This is a genomic window from Siminovitchia acidinfaciens, from assembly GCF_003605385.1.
Classification (GTDB): Bacteria; Bacillota; Bacilli; order Bacillales; family Bacillaceae_C; genus Siminovitchia; species Siminovitchia acidinfaciens.
This window is the reverse complement of sequence record NZ_QYTV02000004.1, coordinates 243,447-266,542: the sequence shown is the minus strand read 5'-3', so window position 1 is coordinate 266,542 and position 23,096 is coordinate 243,447. Positions and strand designations below refer to the sequence as shown.

18 protein-coding genes and 2 other annotated features are annotated in these 23,096 nt (G+C 45.2%); of the genes, 12 read left to right on the top strand and 6 right to left on the bottom strand.

All coding sequences use genetic code 11. The annotated features are described in order from the left end of the window. Positions 1–988: 988 nt before the first annotated feature. Entirely contained in the window at positions 989–1,126 is a 138-nt protein-coding gene (locus tag D4T97_RS20510) for a hypothetical protein (protein WP_164525547.1), read from the top strand. Continuing rightward, on the top strand, positions 1,093–1,563 hold the full coding sequence (locus D4T97_RS11185; protein WP_126050691.1) for a flavodoxin: 471 nt from the start codon (positions 1,093–1,095) through the stop codon (positions 1,561–1,563). The genes D4T97_RS20510 and D4T97_RS11185 overlap by 34 nt, the downstream gene beginning before the upstream one ends. A 471-nt stretch (positions 1,564–2,034) precedes the next feature. Here D4T97_RS11185 and D4T97_RS11180 read toward each other — a convergent pair whose 3' ends face one another. After that, entirely contained in the window at positions 2,035–3,903 is a 1,869-nt protein-coding gene (locus tag D4T97_RS11180; protein ID WP_126050689.1) for an alkaline phosphatase family protein, read from the bottom strand. Between the two features lie 225 nt (positions 3,904–4,128). On the opposite strand from D4T97_RS11180, the gene D4T97_RS11175 reads away from it, so the two are divergent. After that, complete coding sequence (locus D4T97_RS11175) at positions 4,129–4,908, top strand: SAM hydrolase/SAM-dependent halogenase family protein (RefSeq protein WP_235872238.1); 780 nt, start codon at positions 4,129–4,131, stop codon at positions 4,906–4,908. A 476-nt stretch (positions 4,909–5,384) separates the two neighbouring features. Here the strand turns inward: D4T97_RS11175 and D4T97_RS11170 are convergent, their stop codons facing one another. Next, positions 5,385–7,379 (bottom strand): penicillin-binding transpeptidase domain-containing protein, encoded by a 1,995-nt coding sequence (locus D4T97_RS11170; protein ID WP_126050685.1) that lies wholly within the window; start codon positions 7,377–7,379, stop codon positions 5,385–5,387. Positions 7,380–7,477: 98 nt separating this feature from the next. On the opposite strand from D4T97_RS11170, the gene D4T97_RS11165 reads away from it, so the two are divergent. The 4 genes from D4T97_RS11165 to trpE all read left to right on the top strand — a co-directional run bounded on the left by D4T97_RS11165 (position 7,478) and on the right by trpE (position 12,659). Continuing rightward, a complete protein-coding gene (locus tag D4T97_RS11165) occupies positions 7,478–8,407 on the top strand; it encodes a manganese-dependent inorganic pyrophosphatase (protein WP_126050683.1) in 930 nt (309 codons plus the stop codon). A gap of 293 nt (positions 8,408–8,700) precedes the next feature. Next, positions 8,701–9,522 carry a prephenate dehydratase gene (gene pheA / locus D4T97_RS11160; RefSeq protein ID WP_126050681.1) on the top strand — a complete coding sequence of 274 codons (822 nt, stop codon included), beginning with the start codon at positions 8,701–8,703 and terminating at the stop codon, positions 9,520–9,522. Positions 9,523–9,679: 157 nt separating this feature from the next. Next, positions 9,680–10,408, top strand: coding sequence for a DsbA family oxidoreductase (locus D4T97_RS11155; protein ID WP_126050679.1), 729 nt, complete (start codon positions 9,680–9,682; stop codon positions 10,406–10,408). A gap of 141 nt (positions 10,409–10,549) precedes the next feature. Continuing rightward, positions 10,550–10,794 (top strand) — a binding site (T-box leader). A 131-nt stretch (positions 10,795–10,925) separates the two neighbouring features. Next, positions 10,926–11,180 (top strand) — a binding site (T-box leader). Between the two features lie 81 nt (positions 11,181–11,261). Next, positions 11,262–12,659 (top strand): anthranilate synthase component I, encoded by a 1,398-nt coding sequence (trpE, locus tag D4T97_RS11150; protein ID WP_126050677.1) that lies wholly within the window; start codon positions 11,262–11,264, stop codon positions 12,657–12,659. Positions 12,660–12,851: 192 nt separating this feature from the next. On the opposite strand, the gene ggt is transcribed toward trpE, so the two are convergent. Then, entirely contained in the window at positions 12,852–14,645 is a 1,794-nt protein-coding gene (ggt, locus tag D4T97_RS11145) for a gamma-glutamyltransferase (RefSeq protein ID WP_126050675.1), read from the bottom strand. Positions 14,646–15,026: 381 nt separating this feature from the next. Beyond that, a complete protein-coding gene (locus D4T97_RS11140) occupies positions 15,027–16,091 on the bottom strand; it encodes a YeiH family protein (RefSeq protein WP_126050673.1) in 1,065 nt (354 codons plus the stop codon). 166 nt (positions 16,092–16,257) lie between these two features. Here D4T97_RS11140 and D4T97_RS11135 point away from each other — a divergent pair, with 166 nt between their 5' ends. The 5 genes from D4T97_RS11135 (at position 16,258) to D4T97_RS11115 (ending at position 21,047) form a co-directional block, all read left to right on the top strand. Continuing rightward, entirely contained in the window at positions 16,258–17,157 is a 900-nt protein-coding gene (locus D4T97_RS11135) for a LysR family transcriptional regulator (RefSeq protein ID WP_126050671.1), read from the top strand. Positions 17,158–17,478: 321 nt separating this feature from the next. Next, complete coding sequence (gene nagB, locus D4T97_RS11130) at positions 17,479–18,192, top strand: glucosamine-6-phosphate deaminase (RefSeq protein ID WP_126050669.1); 714 nt, start codon at positions 17,479–17,481, stop codon at positions 18,190–18,192. A gap of 717 nt (positions 18,193–18,909) precedes the next feature. Continuing rightward, positions 18,910–19,650 carry a WecB/TagA/CpsF family glycosyltransferase gene (locus D4T97_RS11125; protein ID WP_126050667.1) on the top strand — a complete coding sequence of 247 codons (741 nt, stop codon included), beginning with the start codon at positions 18,910–18,912 and terminating at the stop codon, positions 19,648–19,650. 70 nt (positions 19,651–19,720) lie between these two features. Continuing rightward, entirely contained in the window at positions 19,721–20,788 is a 1,068-nt protein-coding gene (locus D4T97_RS11120) for a glycosyltransferase family 4 protein (protein ID WP_126050665.1), read from the top strand. Between the two features lie 55 nt (positions 20,789–20,843). Further along, positions 20,844–21,047: a hypothetical protein gene (locus D4T97_RS11115; protein WP_126050663.1), complete on the top strand. Its 204-nt coding sequence runs from the start codon at positions 20,844–20,846 to the stop codon at positions 21,045–21,047. A 90-nt stretch (positions 21,048–21,137) separates the two neighbouring features. On the opposite strand, the gene D4T97_RS21090 is transcribed toward D4T97_RS11115, so the two are convergent. Together D4T97_RS21090 and D4T97_RS11105 are read right to left on the bottom strand one after the other, a co-directional pair. Beyond that, entirely contained in the window at positions 21,138–21,296 is a 159-nt protein-coding gene (locus tag D4T97_RS21090; RefSeq protein WP_126050661.1) for an SH3 domain-containing protein, read from the bottom strand. A gap of 75 nt (positions 21,297–21,371) precedes the next feature. Further along, the gene (locus D4T97_RS11105; RefSeq protein ID WP_126050659.1) at positions 21,372–22,802 is read right to left on the bottom strand and encodes an N-acetylmuramoyl-L-alanine amidase; all 1,431 of its coding nucleotides are present in this window, start codon (positions 22,800–22,802) and stop codon (positions 21,372–21,374) included. Positions 22,803–23,096: the final 294 nt, after the last annotated feature.

Sequence of the window (23,096 nt, the reverse complement as noted above, 5' to 3'; positions counted from 1 at the left end):
GCGGAGAGCCAGGCTCTTTGCGCCCTTTTTTTATGTCCGTGGCCGGAAATTCCGTGACTTAAATTACTCTCAGTTAAAGGGAAGAACAGCGCCCGTGCGGTCCGCATTTTTTTCCTAGGTGGTCACTATGAAGCAGTTATGGTACCCCAAATCTAAATTTATCTGCTTCCTCGGTCACTATGAACGCTCCATGGTGCCTGTGCTGTCCGTATTTTCTCCTAGGTGGTCACTATTAAGTAGTCATGGTGCCCCAAATCTGGATTTATCTGCTTCCTCGGTCACTATGAACGCTCCATGGTGCCCGTTCTGTCCTCAATTTCGCCTATATGGTCACTATGAAGCAGTCATGGTGCCCTAAATCTGAATTTACCTGCTTCCTCGGTCACTATCAACGCATCAGCTCCGCTCGCCCTTCTAGGATCGCGCAGAGGAGCTTGCAAAGGTAAATTCGCCGGCCCTCTCCAGCATGAAGATCCCTGGACAACCCCTGTCTCTTGCGTCACATCCTGTGGTTCCAAGGTGCTTCATAGCTGGATAGTGCGGCATGTATACCTCGAAAGAATTCCTCCTATGTGGTATAACTTCTCCCACAACCTTTCCTTCGGTGCACATCAGAAGCGAAGCCTGCCAATCGATAAGTGCAATAGGAATTCCTGTCTTTAGGAGCCTAGCATAGCAATATGCACAATTTAAGTATTTAATAATTGTCCCAAGCAACAGGATTAGCTGTCACGAAAACCGTTTGCATCCAAAAGTAAGGCATTATCGCCGGTCCGGAAAAGCTATGTTGCCCAGCCACTTGAAGCGGAAATCAATAATGCGGTATAACGGGGCCGTCTGTATAATTTGAATTAATGTTTTCTGAATTCCTTTTTTGCTAAAAAAATAAGGTTATTGAAAGAATGAAACTAAAAGATATACAGTATTGCAAAAATACCCAACGGGGATTTTATTTGGGTGAAAAGCCCTTGAATTGGGAGGCAGCAACATGGGTAATCGGGTCATTTTTCTAAACATTGACGCACATCAAGGATGGGACATGTCTGTTGCCATTATGATGGAAGAAAGAAGAACAGGAATGGAGTGGGTACCATGGGTCGTGTACTTTTACTCTACGCGAGTATGACGGGAAACACTGAAGAGATTACGAGCATTATCGAAAAATGCCTAGTGGATAAGGCGATGACGGTTACAAGGAAAGGCTTTGACGCGGATGACATCCGGGCGGAGGAATTGCTTGAATATGATGGAATTATGTTCGGCACATACACATATGACGACGGTGATCTTCCTTGGGAAGTAGAAGACTTTTACGAAGAGTTGCTGGATGTTGATTTGGACGGAAAGATCGTTTCGGTATTTGGCTCAGGGGACAGCTTTTATCCGGAGTTCGGGAAGGCGGTCGATTCAATGGCGGAACGATTCACGGAGATAGGGGCAGTGCTCGTGGGCGAACGTGTAAAAGTGGAGCTGGATCCCGATGCTGAAGATACGAAAAGATGTGAGGAATTGGCTGCGGTTTTTTGTGATGCACTGAACAAGGGTAAACGGGCTGTGTCCTGAAATGAGGAACACGAGAAACGGAACAAGAACTCCTGTGTCATTCTCAATCTTTCACAGGAGTCCGCCAAAAAATCTCCCCCCGGTAGATTTTCAATACTCCTAAACCATATGGGTTTGTGAATATTTGAACATATTAAGGTCATGATAGTACTGGCTGCTGCGTTCATTTGCAGCAAAACCTTTATTGGAGGGATTAACATGGTGAAAGATTCAAAAGTACACAGGGAACCAAGAAATGGTAACGACAAGCGGCCAGATGAACAGAAAGAAAAGAAGGGCAAATCCAACGCACGCGGAACTAGAAGTTAAGGCGCTGCCGCATTTGTACCTTTTTATCTGTGAACAGGGTATTCACAAACAGCGGCAGATAAAAAATGGCCATTAAGCAGGTGCCTGCTTAATGGCCATTTTTATGTTTAGATGAAGTGATTGAGCGTTTCAATAAAATATATTCATCCTCAAAGCCCGATGCTAAGGGATTTTTTCACCCACGAGCTCCCGAATCGGTTTCCCCTCGACAAAATCAGGCTGCTCGACGCCGATTAATTCATATAAAGTGGGAGCAATATCCATGGTGGAAATCGGAGAATCGATGACACCAGCAGGAATCCCGTTGCCGGCCGCCACAAGAATCGGAAACAATTCTGGTCTCGAAGGGTCGCCGCCATGGTTACCAAGGTCGTCTGGCTCCATGACTTCATTTCCGTCTCCCTGCGCCATGTAGTATCCTCTTTTTGCCACTAAAAGGATGTCTCCTGCGTTTTCGTGATTGACTTCAGGCGTTCGGCCGCTTCCGGTCATGAGTACATCATCATACGGCCTGACTTTTTCTTCGCTCGCCAGGCTGATAGCCTCTCTTACAGAATCAACTGCATCGGCAATATCACCCTGGTGAACGAGGTTGTGCCACCAACTGGCGAAACCGTAATATACATAATCTTGGCGGGGGAAGTGCTTTTTTTCAACTTCCGCCCTTTCAAAAATCTTCAATATGTCTCGCCGCAGCGTGTCATATTCATCTTCGTCGACAATTCCGCCTTTTTCACGCCCACGTAAATTAATATACACATGCGCGATGGAGCCACTGGCAACAGCAAAGGCTTTTGATTTTTTTAAGTTCACTTTTCCGTCCTCATCAAGGACTAGCAGACCTGCCTTCTCCAGCTCTTCATTAGGGGAAAGCTTTGAATGCACCGGCTCCATGCCATGGTCGGAAACTAGGAAAAGCCGGTCTTTCGCCTTCAACTGAGGAAGAACCTGTCCGAGCATGTCGTCGACCAGCCGATACGACCAGCGGATATATCCCATATACTGCTCGGCCCGTTCCTCTGAAAATCCGGGCTGCCTCGGATCCACAAGTAAATATTTATGTGATTCATGGTCGACTTGCGGATAGTAAAAAAATAACAGGTCCGGCTTGTACTTTTCTTTAATGTATAACGATACATCTGTCGTCCATTGGGCGAACCGCTCGCTGATTTCTTCGTATTCCTTGCGTGTGATCCACTGTTTAGCAAGTGCCGTATCATCGTCCTGCATCGGGAAAAATCCGAACTTCTCATTGATATCTTTTTTAAAACCGGAAGGCCCGGCAATATTGGCGGATGTGACAGCTGTCCGATATAACCTGGCATCGGACAAATCTGGCTTCGAAGATTTTAGTTTAAACGAAAAACCCACCAGGTCTCCGCTCTTAGTTTGATAGGAAAGAGAACCCCATTCATTCAATCCAGCCTTCACAGCATCCTTCATCGCGGGGTCGAATGAATAGTAAAACGTGTTGGAATCCGTAGCCCGAATATAAACGTTACGATTCTTGAATAAAGGAAACTTCGCTTTTTTTCCTTTGAATTCAAGCGGAACAAGAGCGCTTTCCGTCCATGTTTTTCCATAATAGACCGCGTAATCCGCTTGGTTGCCGTATTTAGGATTCGAGCCTGGGAAAAGAACGGTGGCAGTCGTTTTTCCGTCTTCACGAGCTTTCGACCAGATGGGCTCAGCATCAAGCGGTGAAAAGAAAGCGTCATCCCGATTTAACAATTTTTTATCCGGCATATGGATTTCGTTGCTGACCATACCTGTCTCGGAAGGGGGAGCCCCGGTCGCAATTGCTGCGTGGGAAGCGGAAGTCAAAGAGGGATAGATCGTCTGTATATTTTCGGCATACATTCCTTTTTCCGCAACTTTTTTAAAATGGGGCATGTCTCCCTTTTTCATAAGACCCTCTAAAAAATCATGCCGCATGCCGTCAAAGGAAATGACCACCTGGGTTTCGGCTGATGCAAGTGAAGGGAAAGCCATCATACAACAAATAAACAATGCCAGCGTCCATTTTCTCATTTAAGTCACCTGTCTCTCGGTTGCTATTCTATGGTGTTATTCCCTCCCGGGCTTCAGGTAAAACTTTGACAAAGGGGGTTGCGTGTATTAAGATATCGTATTATTCGAAGCAATTTTTTTCCAATGGCAATTTTAAGAAATTTCATATAAGAGAGGAAGAAGACGGTGGGCAACCCTTTAATACTACAATCGGATTTTGGCTTGGGTGATGGGGCGGTCAGTGCCATGTACGGAGTCGCGAATTGCGTGGATTTGGATCTGAAAATTTATAATCTTACACATGAAATTCCCCCATTCGACATTTGGGAAGGCTCTTATCGGCTTCTCCAGACTATTGCTTATTGGCCGGAGAACTCAGTATTTGTATCAGTCGTCGACCCGGGAGTGGGTACCGATCGACGCAGCGTCGTCGCGCGTACTCATTCTAATCATTACATCGTGACTCCGGATAACGGGACGCTAACACATGTTAATAAAGATATCGGGGTTGCCGAAATGAGGATGATTGATGAGACGATCAACAGACTTCCGAATTCGGGCGCATCCCACACGTTCCATGGCCGCGACATTTACGCCTATACAGGTGCGCGGCTGGCTGCAGGAGTAATAAGTTTTGAACAGGTTGGGTCAAAGCTCGATCTCGAACAGCTCGTCATGCTGCCATCTATGGATGCTTACATGGAAAGTGAAGTGTTGTACGGAATTATTGACGTGCTCGATGTGCGCTACGGGAATATCTGGACAAACATTAGCCGTTCGCAGCTGGTAGATTTGCAGGTCCAGTATGGCGATTTAGTAAAAGTCACCATCGAACACGAATCCGCTATCGTGTTCGAGCGCGAAATGATTTACGGTCGTTCCTTCGCAGCTACCGAAAAAGGCGAATCGTTGATCTACATCAACTCACTCGACAACGTTGCGGTCGCCATCAACCAGCAATCCTTCGCGAAAAAATACAAAATCAGCACGGGAGTCGACTGGAAAGTCTTTATCAAAAAAACATAGGTGGGCGACCACTGTCACTCCCCGAAGTTTCCCTAAAACATAATAGGAAAAAGATGAACCGGACGTTGGAGCGTCCGGTTTTGATTTGGAAGGCTTAAAAGTGATAGTATTTTTAATTCTGGACAGTATTTCAGAAAACCGAACAGTATTTCAGAAAATCGGATAGTATTTTGGAATTCCGGTTAGTATTTCAGAAAGTCGGATAGTATTTTGGAATCTCGGCCAGTATTTCGAAAATCCGACGAATATGGATGTTATTTCCGCAAGATGACATTATTTCCAAAAGAGTTGGGTTTCGCTAAGAAGTAGATTCATCAATCAAGGCGCACAACTCAGCCTCTCGCATCAAAAAAAGTAGACCGCCAGAACTCTCTCCTACTCGAACTCGCTGCCGCACACCACACAAAAAGGCAGCCCTTAAAAAGAGCTGCCTTTCTATTTTATTTACGGCATTCGCGCCGGGACACACCACATCTTTATTTCTCAAACACTTTTTTTACTCGATCTACCGCAGGCGCTGATCCGCCGCGGCCCTGCACGTCTTCAATCAACATGGCTACAAGCATATCCGGTTTTTCGGTATCATAAGCGACGAAAAAGCCATTCTCTTTTCCTTTTTCACCTTGTTTCGCCTTCAGTTCAGCTGTACCAGTTTTTCCGGCAAGGCGCTTGCCAGAAATTCGGGCGCCTCGCGCGGTTCCTTTCGGATCCTCGACCACCTTCACCAAAGCGTTTTGTATATCAGCAGCCGTTTTTTCACTCATAATGCCTTCTTTCCAAACGGCACTATCCGCAACACCTTTTACCAAAACAGGCTGAATCATATTTCCTTTATTGATAAGTGGCGTGTACGTTGTTGCCAAGTGTACGATGTTCATTTCGATTTGCCCCTGCCCGTAAGCTGAGTCTGCCAAAGCAATGTCAGAATCGATATTCCCGATTGTGGATTTATCTAGCGGGAAAGCATAGTCAGGAATATCCTCTTCGAATCCGAAGGTCTTCAGTCCAGCGATAAACTTATCTTGTCTGAGGTCCAGGGCTGCCCTTGCAAAGAAAATATTGTCCGAGAGCACGAGCGCTTTTTCCAAATCAACCGGCCCGTTCGTGTCGGAAACCCTTGTCACGGAGTAGCCGCCCCAAGATGCATCTTTCTGCCAGGACAATCCCTTAATATCGTACGTTTTCTTCCAATCGACCGCGCCCGCTTCCAGTGCAATCGCCGATGTGATCGGCTTTAACACTGATCCCGGCGCGTAGCCATTTTTGAATCGGGTGGCAAGCGGGTCTTTCTTGTTCTTATCAAGCTTCTCCCAATCTTTCGCTGTCGCGCCCAATGATAATATATTCGGATCGAAGCTTGGGCTGCTCACTAATGCGAGCGTTTCGCCGGTTACAGGATTCAGCGCCGTTGCTGCGCCCGCTTCGCCTTTTAATTCGTTAAAAATTTCAGCTTGAACGCCAGCGTCAATTGTCAATTGGACGTCTTCCCCGTCCTTGACCTCTCTCTCAGCTAACACTTCTTCTGTGCCATCTTCTTTATTTATGACGATTTTTACCCCGTTCTCGCCTTTTAGCTTCTCTTCAAAAACTTGCTCCAAACCTCTTTTGCCGATTACATCCGAGCTTTGGTAGCCTCCGCCAGCTTCTTCGAGTTCCTCAGCAGTAATCGGGCCGACGTAGCCGATCAAATGTGCAGCCGCTTCGCCGAGCGGATAAACCCTTGCTTCAACCGTGCGGTTGTTGACGCCAGGAATCGCTGTCACTTTTTCCAATAAATCATTGGCATCTCCCGGAATCTTCTTAATCGGTACAAAATGTTCCGGCTGAACCCAACTAGCTGACAGCTCTTTTTTAATTTTTTCCTTGCTCAATCCGAGCACGTCAGAAACCTGCTTAATGACTTTCTCCTCGTCATCGCCCATTTCGCTGGGTATGATTCCGATTTCGGAGACTTTCCCCGTCACGGCAAGTCCCGTCCCATTTTTATCGACGATATCTCCGCGTTTGGCAGGAGTTGTCGGAAGACTGATTTTATCGCCTTCTTCAAGCTGTGGAAAAATAAACGTCGTGTCCCAATTCACAAACCAATTTTGGGCATCATCCCGTTCTTCTTTTGTCAAAACAGCGGTATGATCAAATGCGATTTCGCCCGCAAAGCTGTCCATTTTTACATGAAAAGGGAATTCCACCGCGCCGTCTTTTTCCTCCACTTCCTCAGGCGCTTTAAAATCAACTTTTAAATTCTTGATCTCGAGATCCTTGTAGATTTTTTCGTATCTATCAGTAAAATCTTCCTTTGAAACCTTACCCTGTGCCTCTTCGGATAGATAATCATACATCTTGTCAAAGTTATGTTCGTTCCACTCTTTTACATAAGCGGTAAAACGCTCTTCGGGCTTCGGTTCCTTATTGCAGCCAGTGACCATCGCAGCAATGAGCAGCAAAAACAACATTCCGATTATTTTTTTCATATGTAAATGCCCCCTCACCTTGTCATTTTAACACTAAGATAACTCGATATGTTAAAATAGTTATCATATAAAATCATCTGAAAACAAGGAGTAGAGTCATGGAAAAAATTCTCATTTTCGGTCATAAAAATCCAGATACAGATTCTATTTGTTCGGCGCTTGTCTACGCTGACCTAAAAACTAAATTGGGAGAAAACGTTGAACCAGTCCGTCTCGGTGCGGTTAACGGTGAAACTGAATACGCGCTAAAAACTTTCAACACGGAAGCTCCGCGTGAAGTGAGCACCGTATCGAATGAAGTGAGCAAGGTCATCCTTGTTGACCACAACGAACGCCAGCAAAGTGCGGATGATATTGAAAAAGTCCAAATTGTTGAGGTTATCGACCATCACCGCGTTGCCAACTTCGAAACAAGCGAACCACTTTATTTCCGTGTAGAGCCTGTCGGATGTACGGCTACGATTTTGAAAAAAATGTACGAAGAAAACGGCATTGAAATTGATAAAGACATCGCAGGACTTGCACTGTCCGCGATCATTTCCGACTCGCTTCTTTTCAAATCTCCAACATGCACGGAGCGCGATGTCCAAGCAGCACGCGAGCTTGCGGAAATTGCAGGCGTGGATCCGGAAGAATATGGAATGAACATGCTCAAAGCCGGAGCGGACGTGAGCGGTAAAACTGCGGAAGAGTTATTGTCTTTGGATGCAAAACCATTCCAAATGGGACAGGCCAAAGTGGAAATTGCGCAGGTGAACGCCATCGGCGTCGAAGACATCCTTTCCCGCAAAGCTGAAATCGAAGAAGCTCTCGAGCGTGCGGTCGAAGAACGCGGATTGGACCTTTTCCTATTCGTAGTAACAGACATTTTAACGAACGACTCAACGGCGATTGCGCACGGTAAAGCGGCGGAAAGCGTCGAGCAGGCCTTCAACGTCTCATTGGATAAAAACCAATGTGTATTAAAAGGTGTCGTCTCTCGCAAAAAACAGATCGTCCCATCTTTGACAGAAGCATTAAGCAAATAGGGGTGCCTGTCACTCCCCGAAATTTCCCGAAATTTGTCGAAAGAAGTTCCGGCTGTATGCCGGAATTTTTTTCGAATGGGAAATTCAATCCGTAAGGACTGCATAAATGGTGATTCGTGCAATGGTGGCTGATTTCGTGCAATTATGGGCGTAACTCGTGCAATCACGGTGCCAATTCGTGCAATTAACCGCCGGATACGTGCAATCATGTATCGAATCCGTGCAATTAATGGAGTGAGCCAATTAATTGGGCTTATTTCAGCTAATTTTTCAACTAAAAGGGGTAAATTATTTTGAAAGTTGCGTACTTAGGGCCAAAGGGCACTTTTTCAGAGGAAGCGGCATTAAGGTTTTTCCCGCCGAACGGCACGGAGCTCATGATGTGTGACGGGATCGTCGATGTGCTTGAGGCCGTGGCGGAGCAGGAAGCGGACAAGGGAATTGTGCCGATTGAAAATGCGATTGAGGGTACAATCACAATGACAACGGATGGCTTGATCAATTATGATGTGTGGATTGAAGGGGAAGCAATTTTGCCGATCGCTCTTCATTTGCTGACAGTGGAGGGTGCGGACATCGATGATATCGAGGAAATCTGGTCGATTGGACCAGCTCTCGCCCAATGCCGCGATTTTACAAGGAAACTCCAGGCGAAGACAAAGCACTTCAGCAGCACGGCAAATGCGGCTGAATCACTCGTCAAAGCGAATAATAAAGGTGCCGGAGCCATCGCTTCGGAGTTGGCAGCAAAAACATTTGGTCTTGAAATTGCGAAAAGGAACATCCAGGACTTCGAGGGTAATTCAACAAGGTTCTTGATAGTGACCAACAAGAAACCGGAGGTTCCTGAAACGTCCAAATCCATGTTGCTCATTACTCCCGGCGAAGACAGGCCTGGATTGCTCGCGATCATTCTGAACGTCTTTTCATCGCTCGATATCAACTTGAGCTGGATTGAATCACGCCCGACAAAGAAAAAGCTCGGTACTTACCGCTTTTTTATTGAAGCTCAAATGGGCGTGCAAGAAGTCAGTATGCAAAAGGCCATCACCATTTTACGGACGTACGGCCACGATGTACGTGTGCTTGGAAGCTTTGATACAAAAAAACTATAGGGGCCGGACGAGGAGTGCCTGAAAAGTTTGCGGGGAACATCAGATAATATTCAAGCTTTTCTGTAGGTTTCCCTTGAAGCTTTAACGCGTAGCCGTGATAATGTGCAGCCTCTTGTGCCAATTTTCCAGGGAAATTTTAAAAAAATGAGGTGCCGATATGAAAATTGAAATTTGGTCAGATTATGCTTGTCCGTTTTGTTACATTGGGAAGCGTAGGCTGGAGCAGGCCTTGAAAAAGTTCCCCCACCGGGCTCAGGTGGAGGTCAATTTTAAAAGCTTTGAACTTGACCCGAACGCACCCCATGACATAAGCCAAAGCATTCACGAAATACTGGCAAGCAAATATGGGATGAGTGTGGAAGAGGCGAAAAGAACGAACGAGGGAATGCGGCAGCAGGCTGCTGAAGTCGGATTGACTTTCAATTTTGATACGCTGATTCCAACCAACACATTCGACGCCCATCGTCTAACACATTTTGCCAAATCGAATAATAAAGAAGCGGAACTTACCGAAAAGCTGCTGCGAGCCTATTTTACGGAGTCCAGGCATCTGGGCGACCGTGAAGTGCTGGCAGACATTGCCCAAGAGGCGGGGCTTGATCGGGAAGAAGTGCTCAAATTTCTTGCCGATGAAACAACCCTCGCAGATGAAGTCCGCAGCGATGAGCAAATGGCCCAGCAGATGGGCGTGCGTGGCGTACCGTTTTTCGTTATTAATCAAAAATACGGAATTTCGGGAGCGCAGCCAACTGAAACTTTTTTAAGTGCACTTGAAAAAGTTTGGCAGGAAGAGCAGTCAGGACCTGTAATTCAGGATTTATCCGGCGACAATTCACAAGGCGGCGCTTGTGCTGATGGAAGCTGCGATTTGCCTGAACAAAAATGATGGGCGAAAAATTTTCTCCGGTTGGCAATGTAGCAATAGGGTCCAAAGTCAATTAGTTTCCGGAAAAGAATTTACGCAAGAACTATTGACATTTGGGCCGATTTTTTATATCATCAATTACAATTCAGAATGAACTTTCAGAAAATAGCGTAGACGAAGAAGAGTACCCTCCGTGAAACGTCAGAGAGCTGGTGGTTGGTGCAAACCAGTGTGGAGCGAAAGGGGAATGGGCTTCCGAGCTTTCAAACTGAACCCGGTCCGGCCGGCAGTAGGCTTTGACGAACATCCCGTCGTTATATGGGAACGCGCATGGAAGTTTTCGTGCGTTTATGAGAGAGCTTTTTACAAAGCTAAAAAAGGTGGCAACGCGGTCCCTCGTCCTTTCGGATGAGGGGCCTTTTTGTCTTTTTCTTTAAAAGGAAGAAAATCGAATTATGATTCGATATGTCTAGCCGACGGGCAGGACGTCGCTTAAAGTCGGCCGGGCGCCTTGTGATTTTTTAAAAAAATCCATACAGAAATCGTGTCGAGCAAGGGGAGTATGTTCGAAGTTTTTCGGTACAGAGAACCGGTGTTGGTGGGAATCCGGTGCGAAAAATCGGGCAGAATGGGCTTGCGAGCTGTTTCCTGAATCACAGTAGGGAAACACGGGATTCCACCGTTATATGGATAGGGCATCGGAAAAGTATGGGCAAATTTCCCGTGTCTGAATAAGATGGAGAGAATTCATTCTCCAATACGAGGTGGCACCGCGGTTATGATCGCCCTCGAACAAGCAAAACATGCTTGTTCGAGGGCTTTTTTGTTTGGGGTCTAACCCCAAAATACTCAAGAAAGAAAGGGAAATGAGCAAATGACCACAACTGTACAAAACATAAACATGAAGATGACAAAGCTGAACGCGGACGTTTTAACGCCAATCACCGTTTTTTTACGACTTGAAGGAGTAAAGAAATTTTTACTGGAAAGCTCGTTGAAACACAATGAACAGGGGCGGTATTCATTCATAGGCGTAAACCCAATCAAAGAAATTACGGCCGAAGGTGCAAGAGCGGAGGTTGTTTCAGCGAATGGGGAAGTGCTCTTGGAGGAAGTCGGCCTGCCCCTCAAAACATTGCAGTCCGTATTGCCTAAGGTTGAAGCCGATCTTCCGTTTCCTTTTTATGGAGGTGCCGTCGGCTATGTTGGCTATGATGCAATCCGACAATATGCCGATATTGGAGAAGTTTTGGAGGATGAAATCGGAATGCCGGATATCCATTTTTTAGTCTACGAAGACGTGATTGTGTTTGATCACCTGGCCCAATCCATCTACATCCTTGCCATCGACTTGGACGGCAATCGTACGGAAGAGCAACTGGAAAAGCGGGTGTCCGATATCGAAGGGCAAATTTTCCAAGGGAATGTGGACGAAACTTTGGCTGCTTGCGAAATTGAATTTCAGCCCCAGCTCGAAAAAGAGGAATTCATGACGCGGATTAAGAAAGCGAAGGACTACGTGCTGTCCGGCGAAGTGGAGCAAGTTGTACTGTCGCAGCGGATGAGCGGGGAAGTGAAGGCAGATCCGTTCCATTTTTACCGGGTGCTCAGAAATTCCAACCCGTCGCCATACATGTTCTTCGTTGATTTCGGGGAATATGTTGTGCTTGGCGCTTCGCCGGAAAGCTTCATTAAATCGAAAGGTCAGCAGATGAGCACCAACCCCATTGCGGGAACACGCCGCAGGGGGCGGACGGACGAAGAGGACCGGGCGCTTGCCGTCGAGCTTTTAGCCGATGAAAAAGAACTGTCCGAACACCGCATGCTCATCGACCTGAGCCGCGAGGATATGGAAAAAATCTGCGTTCCTGAAACAATCGGGTTGACCAAAGAAATGAAAATAGAATATTATCGCCACGTCATGCACATCGTCTCCGAACTGGAGGGAACCCTGGATGTAGGAAAAACCGGACTCGACGCATTGATTGCTTGCCTTCCGGCCGGAACCGTGTCCGGTGCACCAAAGGTGCGTGCCATGCAGATCATCAACGAGTTGGAAGACGTCAAACGCGGTGTATATTCAGGTGCGCTCGGCTACGTCAACGCCAACGGCGACGTCGACTTTGCCCTTGCCATTCGCTCGCTCGTCATCAAAGAGGAGCTTGCCTATCTGCAGGCCGGAGCAGGAATCGTCCATGATTCAAAAATCGAACTGGAATACAAAGAAACGATCAACAAGGCGAATGGGTTGCTGAAGGCACGGAGGATGTAGCATTTGGGAAGGAAAGGAGTGGTTGTTTTTATTAGAGAATCTGAAATTTCCGCAGTTGAAGTAATAGGATCCGAGTCCGGTGTGATAGGAACTGGCCATGATTCCGGCCGACATGGACGTACTTCCAAGATCGGTCCGCTCCTTAGATCAAAAACGCCATGCCGGAATGCCCGGCATGACGCGTTTTAATTATTAATTATTACCATTACCTTTTCCTTTATCATGCCCTTTTCCATTGCCCTTTTTCTTTTTTCCAAGACCAATGGCCGATCCCTCGCGGCTTGAGTCGGCCGCACCGTAATACAGGCCAGTTTCCGGATCCACCATAAGAGCCTGAACGTTTCCGATTTCACCCGGAACAGCATCCCATCTATGGCCCATTTGTGCAAGTCGTGCACGCGCTATATCCGGAACACCTGGTTCCCAACGGATATTCGGGTATTGGTTGCTGTATATTCTTGGCTCTTCAATGGCCGATTTCAAGTCCATATCATAATCGACTACGTTCAAAATTGTTTGCAAAACAGACGTGATGATCGTTGGGCCACCAGGCGATCCGACCGTCATGAATGGCTCTCCGTCTTTTAAAAGCATTGTCGGAGACATACTGCTGAGCGGTCGTTTGTTTGGCTGAACCTCATTGGATCCACCAGGCACAGCGTCAAAATCGGTCAGCTCATTATTCAGCATGATGCCGTATCCTGGAACCATGATCCCGGTGCCAAACAGCTGTTCAATCGTCGTTGTATAAGTGACAATATTGCCCCATTTGTCCGCTACAGTAAAATGAGTCGTTTGTCCAATCGCTTTTTCATCATTTTGCTCAACGTAGGAAGCAGCACGGCCATCTTCGTACGCCCATGGATCTCCGGGCTGAACATTTGGATTCGCTTGATCCATCCTGATCAGGCTGCTTCTTTCAGCAATATAATCTGGATGCAACAATCCTTTTACAGGAATTTCAATAAATTCAGGATCACCCATATAAGCGCCCCTGTCCGCATAGGCAAGGTGCATGGCCTCTGCCAGAAGGTGATATTTTTCCGGAGATTGAATTCCGTATTGGCTGATATTGAATGGCTCCAACAGCTTTAGAATCTGTAAAACTGTCAGACCGCCGGAGCTTGGAGGAGGCATGGAAGCGACCTCGTACCCTTTATATTCAGAATAGAGCGGCTTGTCAACAGTCAGGCGGTAATTTTTCAAATCATCCGCTGTCATGCTGCCGCCGAAATCCTGGACAGTTCCGGCAATCGCCTGAGCAACCTCACCATGATAAAAAACATCCGGCCCCTGCTTTTGGATAAGCTTAAACGTCCGGGCCAAATCCTTCTGAACAAGGATGTCTCCCTCCTTCAAGGGTTCCCCATTCGGAAGAAAAACATCTTTTGCCGCAGACTTGGCCAGTTTATTTTTGTTATCTTTAATTGCATCTGCCAACACCCAGTTGACCTTTACTCCCTTATCAGCAAGCTTGATCGAAGGCTGGATAAGCTGATGGAACTTTTTCGTTCCCCATTTTTCATGAGCCTCATATAATCCGGCTAAAGTACCCGGAACCCCGACTGCATTCCCATGGGTATGACGTTTTGCAAAGGGGATGGGTTTTCCATTTTCATCAAGAAACATATCCGGTGTGGCTCCTGCTGGTGCGCGTTCCCGGCTGTTGATGATGGAAATGTCCTTGGTCTTCGCATCATACACCATCATAAAACCGCCGCCGCCAATCCCTGACATCATCGGTTCAGTAACATTCAGCGCAAACTGAACGGCAATCGCGGCGTCCATCGCATTTCCTCCCGTCTGCAGCACCTTAGCACCGATTTTCGATGCCTCCGGATGAGCAGTCACAACCATGCCGTCCTTCCCGACAGCCGTCTCGTTCGTGGGATTGAACTTGTCAGCGCTTGCAAAAGTCTGTGGAAAAACAGGCACAAGTATGATAGCTAGCAATAAAGATAAAATCGATATGCCAATTCTCCTCATGAATAAGATCCTCCTTTTCGAAAGTGTCCCATCATTTTACAAAAATTGCAGGGCAACTTCATGAGGAGAAACGCATGGGAAGATTGCATGGAAAACCTGATGGGAATCAAGTTTCAGAAAAATAAACCTGGCAGAAGGAGGTGAAGTTTTACCATAAAAAGGGAGCAGGGCATTTCAGGCAAGATTCCATCCGGGGAGGGCGTGCAAATATTAGATTCGGTGAGGTAGGTTGGTTCGGCTAAGGGATGAACCTTTCCTGATGATTTATTCGAAAAGTCGATAGAATTTAAGAGTATTCTCGAAAAGTCATAGGACTTTCAAGAGCATATTCCTGAGTCAATGGAGGAGTCCAGCCCCGCTGAACCCCTCCATTTTCACCACTTATACCAACACAAACGCCAACACCGACAACACAACGGAAGCTACGCTCATTGCAATCAATGGTTTCAGCGCTTTCTTCCTAACATCCGCCAAGCTGACGTTCAGGCCAAGCCCTACCATAGCCGCAGTCAAGAGCCATGTCGTCCCGCTTCCAATCGCTTCCATTACACCGTCGGGAACCACAACAACTAATCCGATCACATACGTGCCGACTAAGCTCATCGCGATGAATCCGAGCAGAAACATAGGGAAGCCTACCTTTGCGCCATCTGCAGCATCTGCACCCGTCTTCTTTTTCATCCAAAACATCAATATGAAACAGAGGGGCACCAACAAGAAGACTCGCCCTAATTTGGCCAACAGCGCGATACCAAGCGCTTCCTGTCCGCCGGGCGCCCCGGCCAAGACGACGTGCGCAATTTCGTGCAGGCTCATTCCTGTCCATGCGCCATATTCCGCAGGTGACAAAGGTAAAATCGGGCGTAGAATTGTATAGACAATCCCGAAAATCGTTCCCATCAACGCGATGATCCCGACGCTGATCGCCGTATCATCGTCCTCCGCTTTGATGATGGGGGCCACAGCGGCAATCGCAGCAGCTCCGCACACCCCGGTTCCAACACCAAGTAGCAAAGAAATCGTCGGGTTCGCCTTCAATTTTTTTGCCAGCCATACTGTCAGTAAAATCGCCACGACAATAATCAGGACATCTCGGACGAGCAAACCGAGTCCATCCTCAAGTACTGTATGGATATTCAACTTCAGTCCGTATAAAACTATGGCTGCTCGCAGCAGTATTTTTGATGAAAAATTAATCCCAGCTTTCAACGGTTCCGGGTATCCGAATAACTGTCGATAGGCAACCGCAATGATGATCGCAGATGCCATCTGGCCAACCAGGCTGAACCCCGGAACTTTCGCCAATAAAAAGCCTAGGAAGGCAATGAAAAAAGTAAATGCTATTCCGCCAATCCATAGTCCAGTGGAATTTTTCTTAGGTGATGGAGCCGCTTTTTTCTCAGCCAATACTACACTCTCTTCCTTTTTTTCTTTTAATATGCCCACATGATTCACCCTTCCATTCTGTTGCTTGATTTCAGAATAAGGGATTTGCATGTATAAGAAAAATAAATCATTATAATAGTAATGATAAGTAATTTATATACAGGGTCTGTCCCCCAGGGATTAATCGTTAATGTGCCGGGGTGTCAGGCCTCGGGAGGGCACAAAAATGGACCAGCAACTCGAAGTGTTCATAGCAGTGGCAGAAAAGAAGAATTTTTCCCGGGCTGCGGAAGAACTTCATATGACGCAACCTGCGGTGAGTCAGTACATTCAGGCGTTTGAGCGGGAGGTGGGGACGCGGCTTTTGGAGCGGACGAATAAATATGTAAAGCTGAACAAGGCGGGGGAAATCGTATACGACCATGCAAAAGAAATCCTCGGCCTGTATACAAAGATGCAGCGGCTAGTCGATGATCTGACGAACAAGACGAGCGGTCCGCTAGCCATCGGAGCCAGCTACACGTTCGGGGAATACATCCTTCCCCATGTCATTGCAGACATGCTTGACGAGTACCCGCAGGTCGCACCGACTATCTCGATTGGCAACACGCGCGACATTGCCGAACTCGTCCTAAAACACCAAATGGACGTTGGCATTGTGGAAGGGGACTTCCAGCATGACAAGCTGATGATCGAGCCGTTCGCGGAGGATGCGATGTATATTGTTGCAGCGCCGAACCATCGCCTGGCCCAATATAAAAAAATCACCCCGCAGGATTTGGAAAAAGAAAGATGGATCGTCCGCGAAATCGGATCAGGGACCAGAAAAGCTGCGGATAACTTGTTTGCTTCGCTAAAAATTACTCCTAGTTCAATGATGGAATTTGGAAGCATTCAGTTGATCAAGGAATCAGTGGAGGCGGGCCTGGGCATGAGTTTACTTTCACAATGGGCGATCCGTAAAGAACTTGGCATGGGGACGTTAAAAATGATCCAGGTCGACGGGTTACCTTTCACAAGGAAGTTTTCTATCGTTACATCAAGTCCTTATCGTACAAAAGCATTGGATACTTTTTTGGCGTTTGTGCGGAGGGTTTCTACAGAAGACGGATCCGGGCTATGGTAAAAAGCCTATACGGCAGTGATGCTCAATTACCAGTGATTCTTACAACTCCAAATCCAACAAAAATCACAATAATCAAACGGCTGATCAAGGCTGGAGTGAAGCCTGCGGGGGCTAATGTTTACGCGGGTATGCTGGATACTCATCCAAAATAAACCATACCGTTTCAACGAATTTTTATTGTAACTAAAAAACATGAGCTTTATAATTATTAGGTGCCAGTTTACTAAATTTGGTATATAATCAGGACCTTTTTTCGAAATGATGAAGCAGTAAATATAGTTCTCGTTCATATGTGTCCCAGTTATGTGAGGAGGAAATGAGATGAACGTGTTAATATTTGAAAGCCCCGAAGAAGCAACAAAAGCCGCTTTTGATATTGTGATCAAGCGCTTTGAAGAAGGATTGAAAACAATCGGCTTGGCTACAGGAAGCACTCCTCTAAAGCTTTATGAAAAACTTCGTGATACGAATACGGATGTTTCTCATGTGACAACTGTAAACCTCGATGAATATGTGGGATTAGAACCGACCAATCCCCAAAGCTACAACTATTACATGAATGAAGAGTTGTTCAAGTATATGAACTTCGCGACGACAAATGTTCCTAATGGGGTGGCTGAGGATCTGGAAAAAGAGTGTGAACGATACGAGGAGATTTTGAAGAACCATCCTGTTGATCTACAAATACTGGGAATGGGGCCGAACGGTCATATCGGTTTCAACGAGCCGGGAACCTCCTTTGATTCAATTACACATATTGCCGAATTGACTCCATCTACTAGAGAAGCCAATAAGAGATTCTTTGATAAAGAGGAAGAAGTGCCGACAAGAGCCATCACAATGGGAATCTCATCTATCATGAATGCCAAGGAGATCATGATGCTTGCTTTTGGGGAAGGCAAAGCAGAAGCAGTCAGAAACATGATTGATGCTCCGGTTACAGTGGATTGCCCGGCTTCTGTTCTACAGAACCATCCAAATGCCACCATCATCCTTGATAAAGCAGCGGCAAGCAAATTACAGCGTGATAAATAAACTATAGGTGAATAGATCGAGACTCTTTTGATACGCCCCCTTTATGTAGACAGGTAGCTGGATACTTAAAGGGGGCATTTTATGCTTAATCGAAGCCGCATAATTGAGGACAAAATAATAATATTGGCAACTTATCAATCCCTGGGATTTTCGATGAACATGGTTATGTTTAACCATTAAGATTTCTTCCTCTACATTGAGATGGATGGAATTGAATAATCCAATATTTGGAAAACATACCCTAATGAACTAAAGCTACCATTGCTTTTATTTCTCTATGGCATTATATTTCTAGATCTATTTTCTTAAAACCGAGTGGCTAGATATCTCAAATTTTTTGACTACGCCTGGCCAGATTCATAATTGTGAATTGCAGCTCCATGATGTGCTTCTACAACTTATTACGCCAACCATTTCCGCTTAAAAAACGACAAAACCTCCCAGGAAACTATATTAATCAAACGTTTGATTAGCGCCGGGGCGGCCGCCGAAAGGGTGCCTCCCCCTTTATTACTGGCGGGGGCCAGACCCCCCAAGCTGGGGCCAGATCCCAAGCTGTAATGCCGTGACCTCAAGCTGTAATAATTTGTTAACCTTTACGCTTAGCCACCGTGATATAATATTTGTTGATCCTTATAGTAGGAATTCAACAAATCACTCGCAAAATTTGATATAATAGATTATCAGTCCAGAAGATTTTCAATAATGGAGCAAAAAATGTCAAAAAAAGTGGATGTACTCGGCATCGAGTTTGAACATACAACAAAAACAGAAATTATCTATACATTGGAAAAACGTATCAGGGATAATAAAAAAACATTCATTGTCACGGCAAACCCTGAAATTGTGATGTATGCCCAACGGGATTCGCAGTATAAAAATATTGTCCAATCTGCAGATTACATATTGCCTGACGGGATTGGAATCATCATGGGGGCCAAGCTTTTAAAAAATCCGCTTCCCGAAAGAATTCCAGGCTTTGATTTGATGAAGGATCTCCTTACAATCGCAAATAAGGAGCAACTAAGGGTTTTCTTTCTTGGAGCAAGGGAAAATGTACTGAATAAAGCAATCGACAACGTCAAACATGATTATCCTGGCATCCAAATTGCCGGCTGTCATCATGGGTTTTTTAATGAAGAAGATCCGGAAGTGGCAACAATGGTTCAAGAATCCAATCCGGACATAGTGTTTGTTGCATTGGGTTTTCCTAGGCAGGAAAGATGGATTAGGAACAACGCCCATTTGTTCCAACAAGGAATTTTCATGGGAGTGGGCGGAAGCTTTGATGTATTATCCGGAACAGTCAAGCGTGCACCCGCACTTTGGCGCAAACTGAACATCGAATGGCTTTATCGACTGATCAAACAGCCGCAAAGGTGGAAAAGGATGACATTCCTCCCAATATTTATGCTTAAAGTGATATTTACAAGAAAACAAGATTCCAGGTCTAGTTGAAAACCGGATTGGATAGAGATATGATGTACTATAGTAAACTAGGATTTTTTTATTAAGGAGGGGTACAAAGTTGGAGTTTTTCATGTTAATACTTTGTTTTATAGCCTCAATTCTAATTACCCCTTTAGTGAAAAAACTTGCAATAAAATATAGAATAACCGACCAGCCGGACCACAGGAAGGTGCACAAAACGTTGATGCCCCGACTGGGCGGCTTGGCCATATACATCAGCTTCCTAGTTGGACTCTTAATTTTTAGGCCGGAGGATCCGCACATGATCTATCTGGTCATTGGAAGTTTGATCATCATTGCCACCGGGATGCTGGACGATATTTATGACATCGCCCCTAAATATAAGCTGTTGGGGCAGGTGACTGCTGCAATCGTAGCCATCAGCGGTGGATTTGACCTTGAATTTATCAACCTTCCATTCGGAGGGGAGCTGCAGTTCGGTTATTTGAGCATACCAATCACGATCCTCTGGATTGTGGGAATCACCAATGCCATCAATTTAATTGACGGCCTGGACGGACTCGCGGCAGGTGTTTCCTCCATTGCGCTCATAACCGTCAGCTTCATGGCCTTTTTACAAGGGGATATGTTTGTATTAACAATCGCGATGATTGTTTTGGGGAGCACATTAGGCTTCTTGGTCTATAACTTTTATCCGGCAAAAATATTCATGGGCGATACGGGAGCGTTATTCCTTGGCTACATGATTGCCCTGCTTTCATTGCTTGGATTTAAAAATATCACCTTTTTCTCATTAATCATTCCGGTGATTATTTTGGGCGTTCCTATTTCAGATACTTTCTTTGCAATCATCCGAAGGATCATCCACAACAGGCCGCTAATGGCACCGGATAAGTACCATTTGCACCACCGCATATTGAACTCTGGTTTTTCACACCGGCAGACAGTGCTTGTTATTTATGGGATTGCTGTGATGTTCAGCTTGGCAGCCGTCATTTTTTCCATGTCGACTGTATGGGGATCACTGCTGATTCTATTAGTATTGATCTTCGCCATCGAAATATTTGTAGAAATTGTAGGCCTTGTTAGCAAGGATTACAAACCGCTTCTCCGCATCATGGAGGGCAGGCAGGCACACCGCATACAACGCAGAAAAAGAGCATGAGAACGGACGTAGGGTCCGAGCTTGTGCTCTTTTTGATGCTTATAAGTGGAATGCAATGCAAATAACCAACCATAATAAAGCCGTTATTAAAGCATTTACAAGTTTGAAAGGAGGGCCGGACCATTCAGAGATTGAAGAGTGGGTTAATAACTGGAACTATGTTAACCGATATGGTCTCAGAGTCGGATGGGGACAACGTTCATCTACCATCCCGGAGTATTATAGAGTTTTAAGAGTGGCGAGCGGGAGATTTTTGTGAAAGGCAGTTTTTGTCGGTGAAGTATACTAAAGTAAAAAACAGAAAAAATAGAAAGAGGCTGTGCTATTAGCACGCCCCTCATTAAAATCTTTATGCCTTTAAATATTGCCCACTGACATATCCAACCTTGCCAAGATGACTGATACGGTACCAACCGTTCGGCGTCTTGCCTGTTACAGTGACTCTTTTGCCTCGGCTTAAACTTCCGATTTTTGAGTGAGAAGCAGTGTTCCCTGATCGGACATTCAATTTACTTGCTGTAACCCTGTATGTACCTTTTGCTTTAGCTACTTTAACGGTGCTCTTGGGCTTTGGTTTAGCTGCTTAAACTGCTTTCATCTTCAAATACGCCCCGCTGATATAACCGGTTTTTCCCTTATACTTAATTTGATACCAATTGTTTGAAGTTTTGCCCGTTACACTTACTTGATTATTCTTTTTGAGAGAGCCCAAAGAGCTGTGTTTGGTGCTGTTTCCTGTGCGTACATTCAAAGAACTGGCAGTTACAATATATGTTCCGCTTACTTTGGAAGCCTTGGCCGGGGCGCTTTTTGGTTTAGCGGCAGGCTTCGATGCAGGCTTAGGAGCGGGCTTAGCGGCCACAGGCTTAGCCCTCAGATAAGCTCCACTAACGTAACCAGTTTTTCCTTTAAATTTGATCTGATACCAATTGTTTGATGTTTTACCCGTTACATTCACTTGATTATTTTTTTTAAGAGAACCAAGGGAACTGTATTTGGTGCTGTTTCCTGTGCGCACATTTAGTGAGTTGGCTGTGACAATGTATGTCCCGCTTGCTTTGGTGACCTTAAATGGATCACTTTTTGGCTTAGCGGCAGGCTTCGGCGCAGGCTTAGGAACGGCGGGCTTAACTTTTAAATACGCCCCGCTAACATAGCCTGTTTTCCCTTTATAAGAAAATTGATACCATTTCTTAGAGGTAACCCCTGTAACATTTATCTGTTCATTCTTTTTTAAAGATCCGATAGTAGGATAACTAGTACCATCACCTGTACGGACATTAAGTGAATTTGCCGTTACAATGTAAGTCCCGGTTGCCTTTGAGATATTAACCTTTTCTATAGCTGAGTTATTTGGATTAGAGGTTCCAACCACGTTGCTTCCTTTTTTAGGGAGAGCCAATGCATTACCGACACCTGTTGAAATCGCCTCTGAAATATCGTTTAAAAACTTTTCGTTTTTTAATAGTTGAGCATCTGATTTATTATCAATAAAAAGTATTTCAAGTAATATGGAAGCCATCTTTGATTCTCTTAATACATGAAAATTTGCCTGTTTTTGGCCACGATTTTTCTTATTATACTCAATAAGAATCTTGTTTATTTCTTTGTTTATTTCAGCCTGCACCTTCTTATCCTCAGGAGTTGCAGTTTTGTTGTGGATATAATCTTCATAGCCTGATCCACCGCTAGCATTGATGTGAATAGAAAGGAACAAATTGGCTCCCCAGTTATTTGCAAAGTCTGTCCGCTGTTTCAATGATAAGTAGACATCTGAATCCCGTGTCATTCTTGTATCAACAACATAGTTGTTAACTAGATTTTGATTTACCTTTCGGGAAATTTTTAATGTGAGATCTTTTTCAAGCAGTCCATTACCAACTGCACCGGAATCCCAGCCGCCATGCCCTGGGTCAACGACTACTTTTTTTACTGTTTGAGCAGCAACCATGTTGCCAAATGGACCGATAGTCAATCCTATCGTCAACAACAATAAAAATAAATTCCTTTTCACTTATGTACACCCCTTAGTTTTGATTGATCTATTTGAAAAGGTAGATAGTGGCCTATTAATTTCAACTATCTATCAATCCATTCAATAAAAGGAAATTTTATCCATAAGACCTAAGTCATGATATAACAATAATAATGGTGTAGTCAATACACTTTTGAGCAGGAATATTCCGTTAGACATTGTAAAAAACAATGTATTTATAATAAGGCTCTCTACTTTATTATTATCGGCATAACATTAGATGTTTTTAATAGTTCATCATTTCATCTTAGAGTTTTTTAGGGCTTAATAATC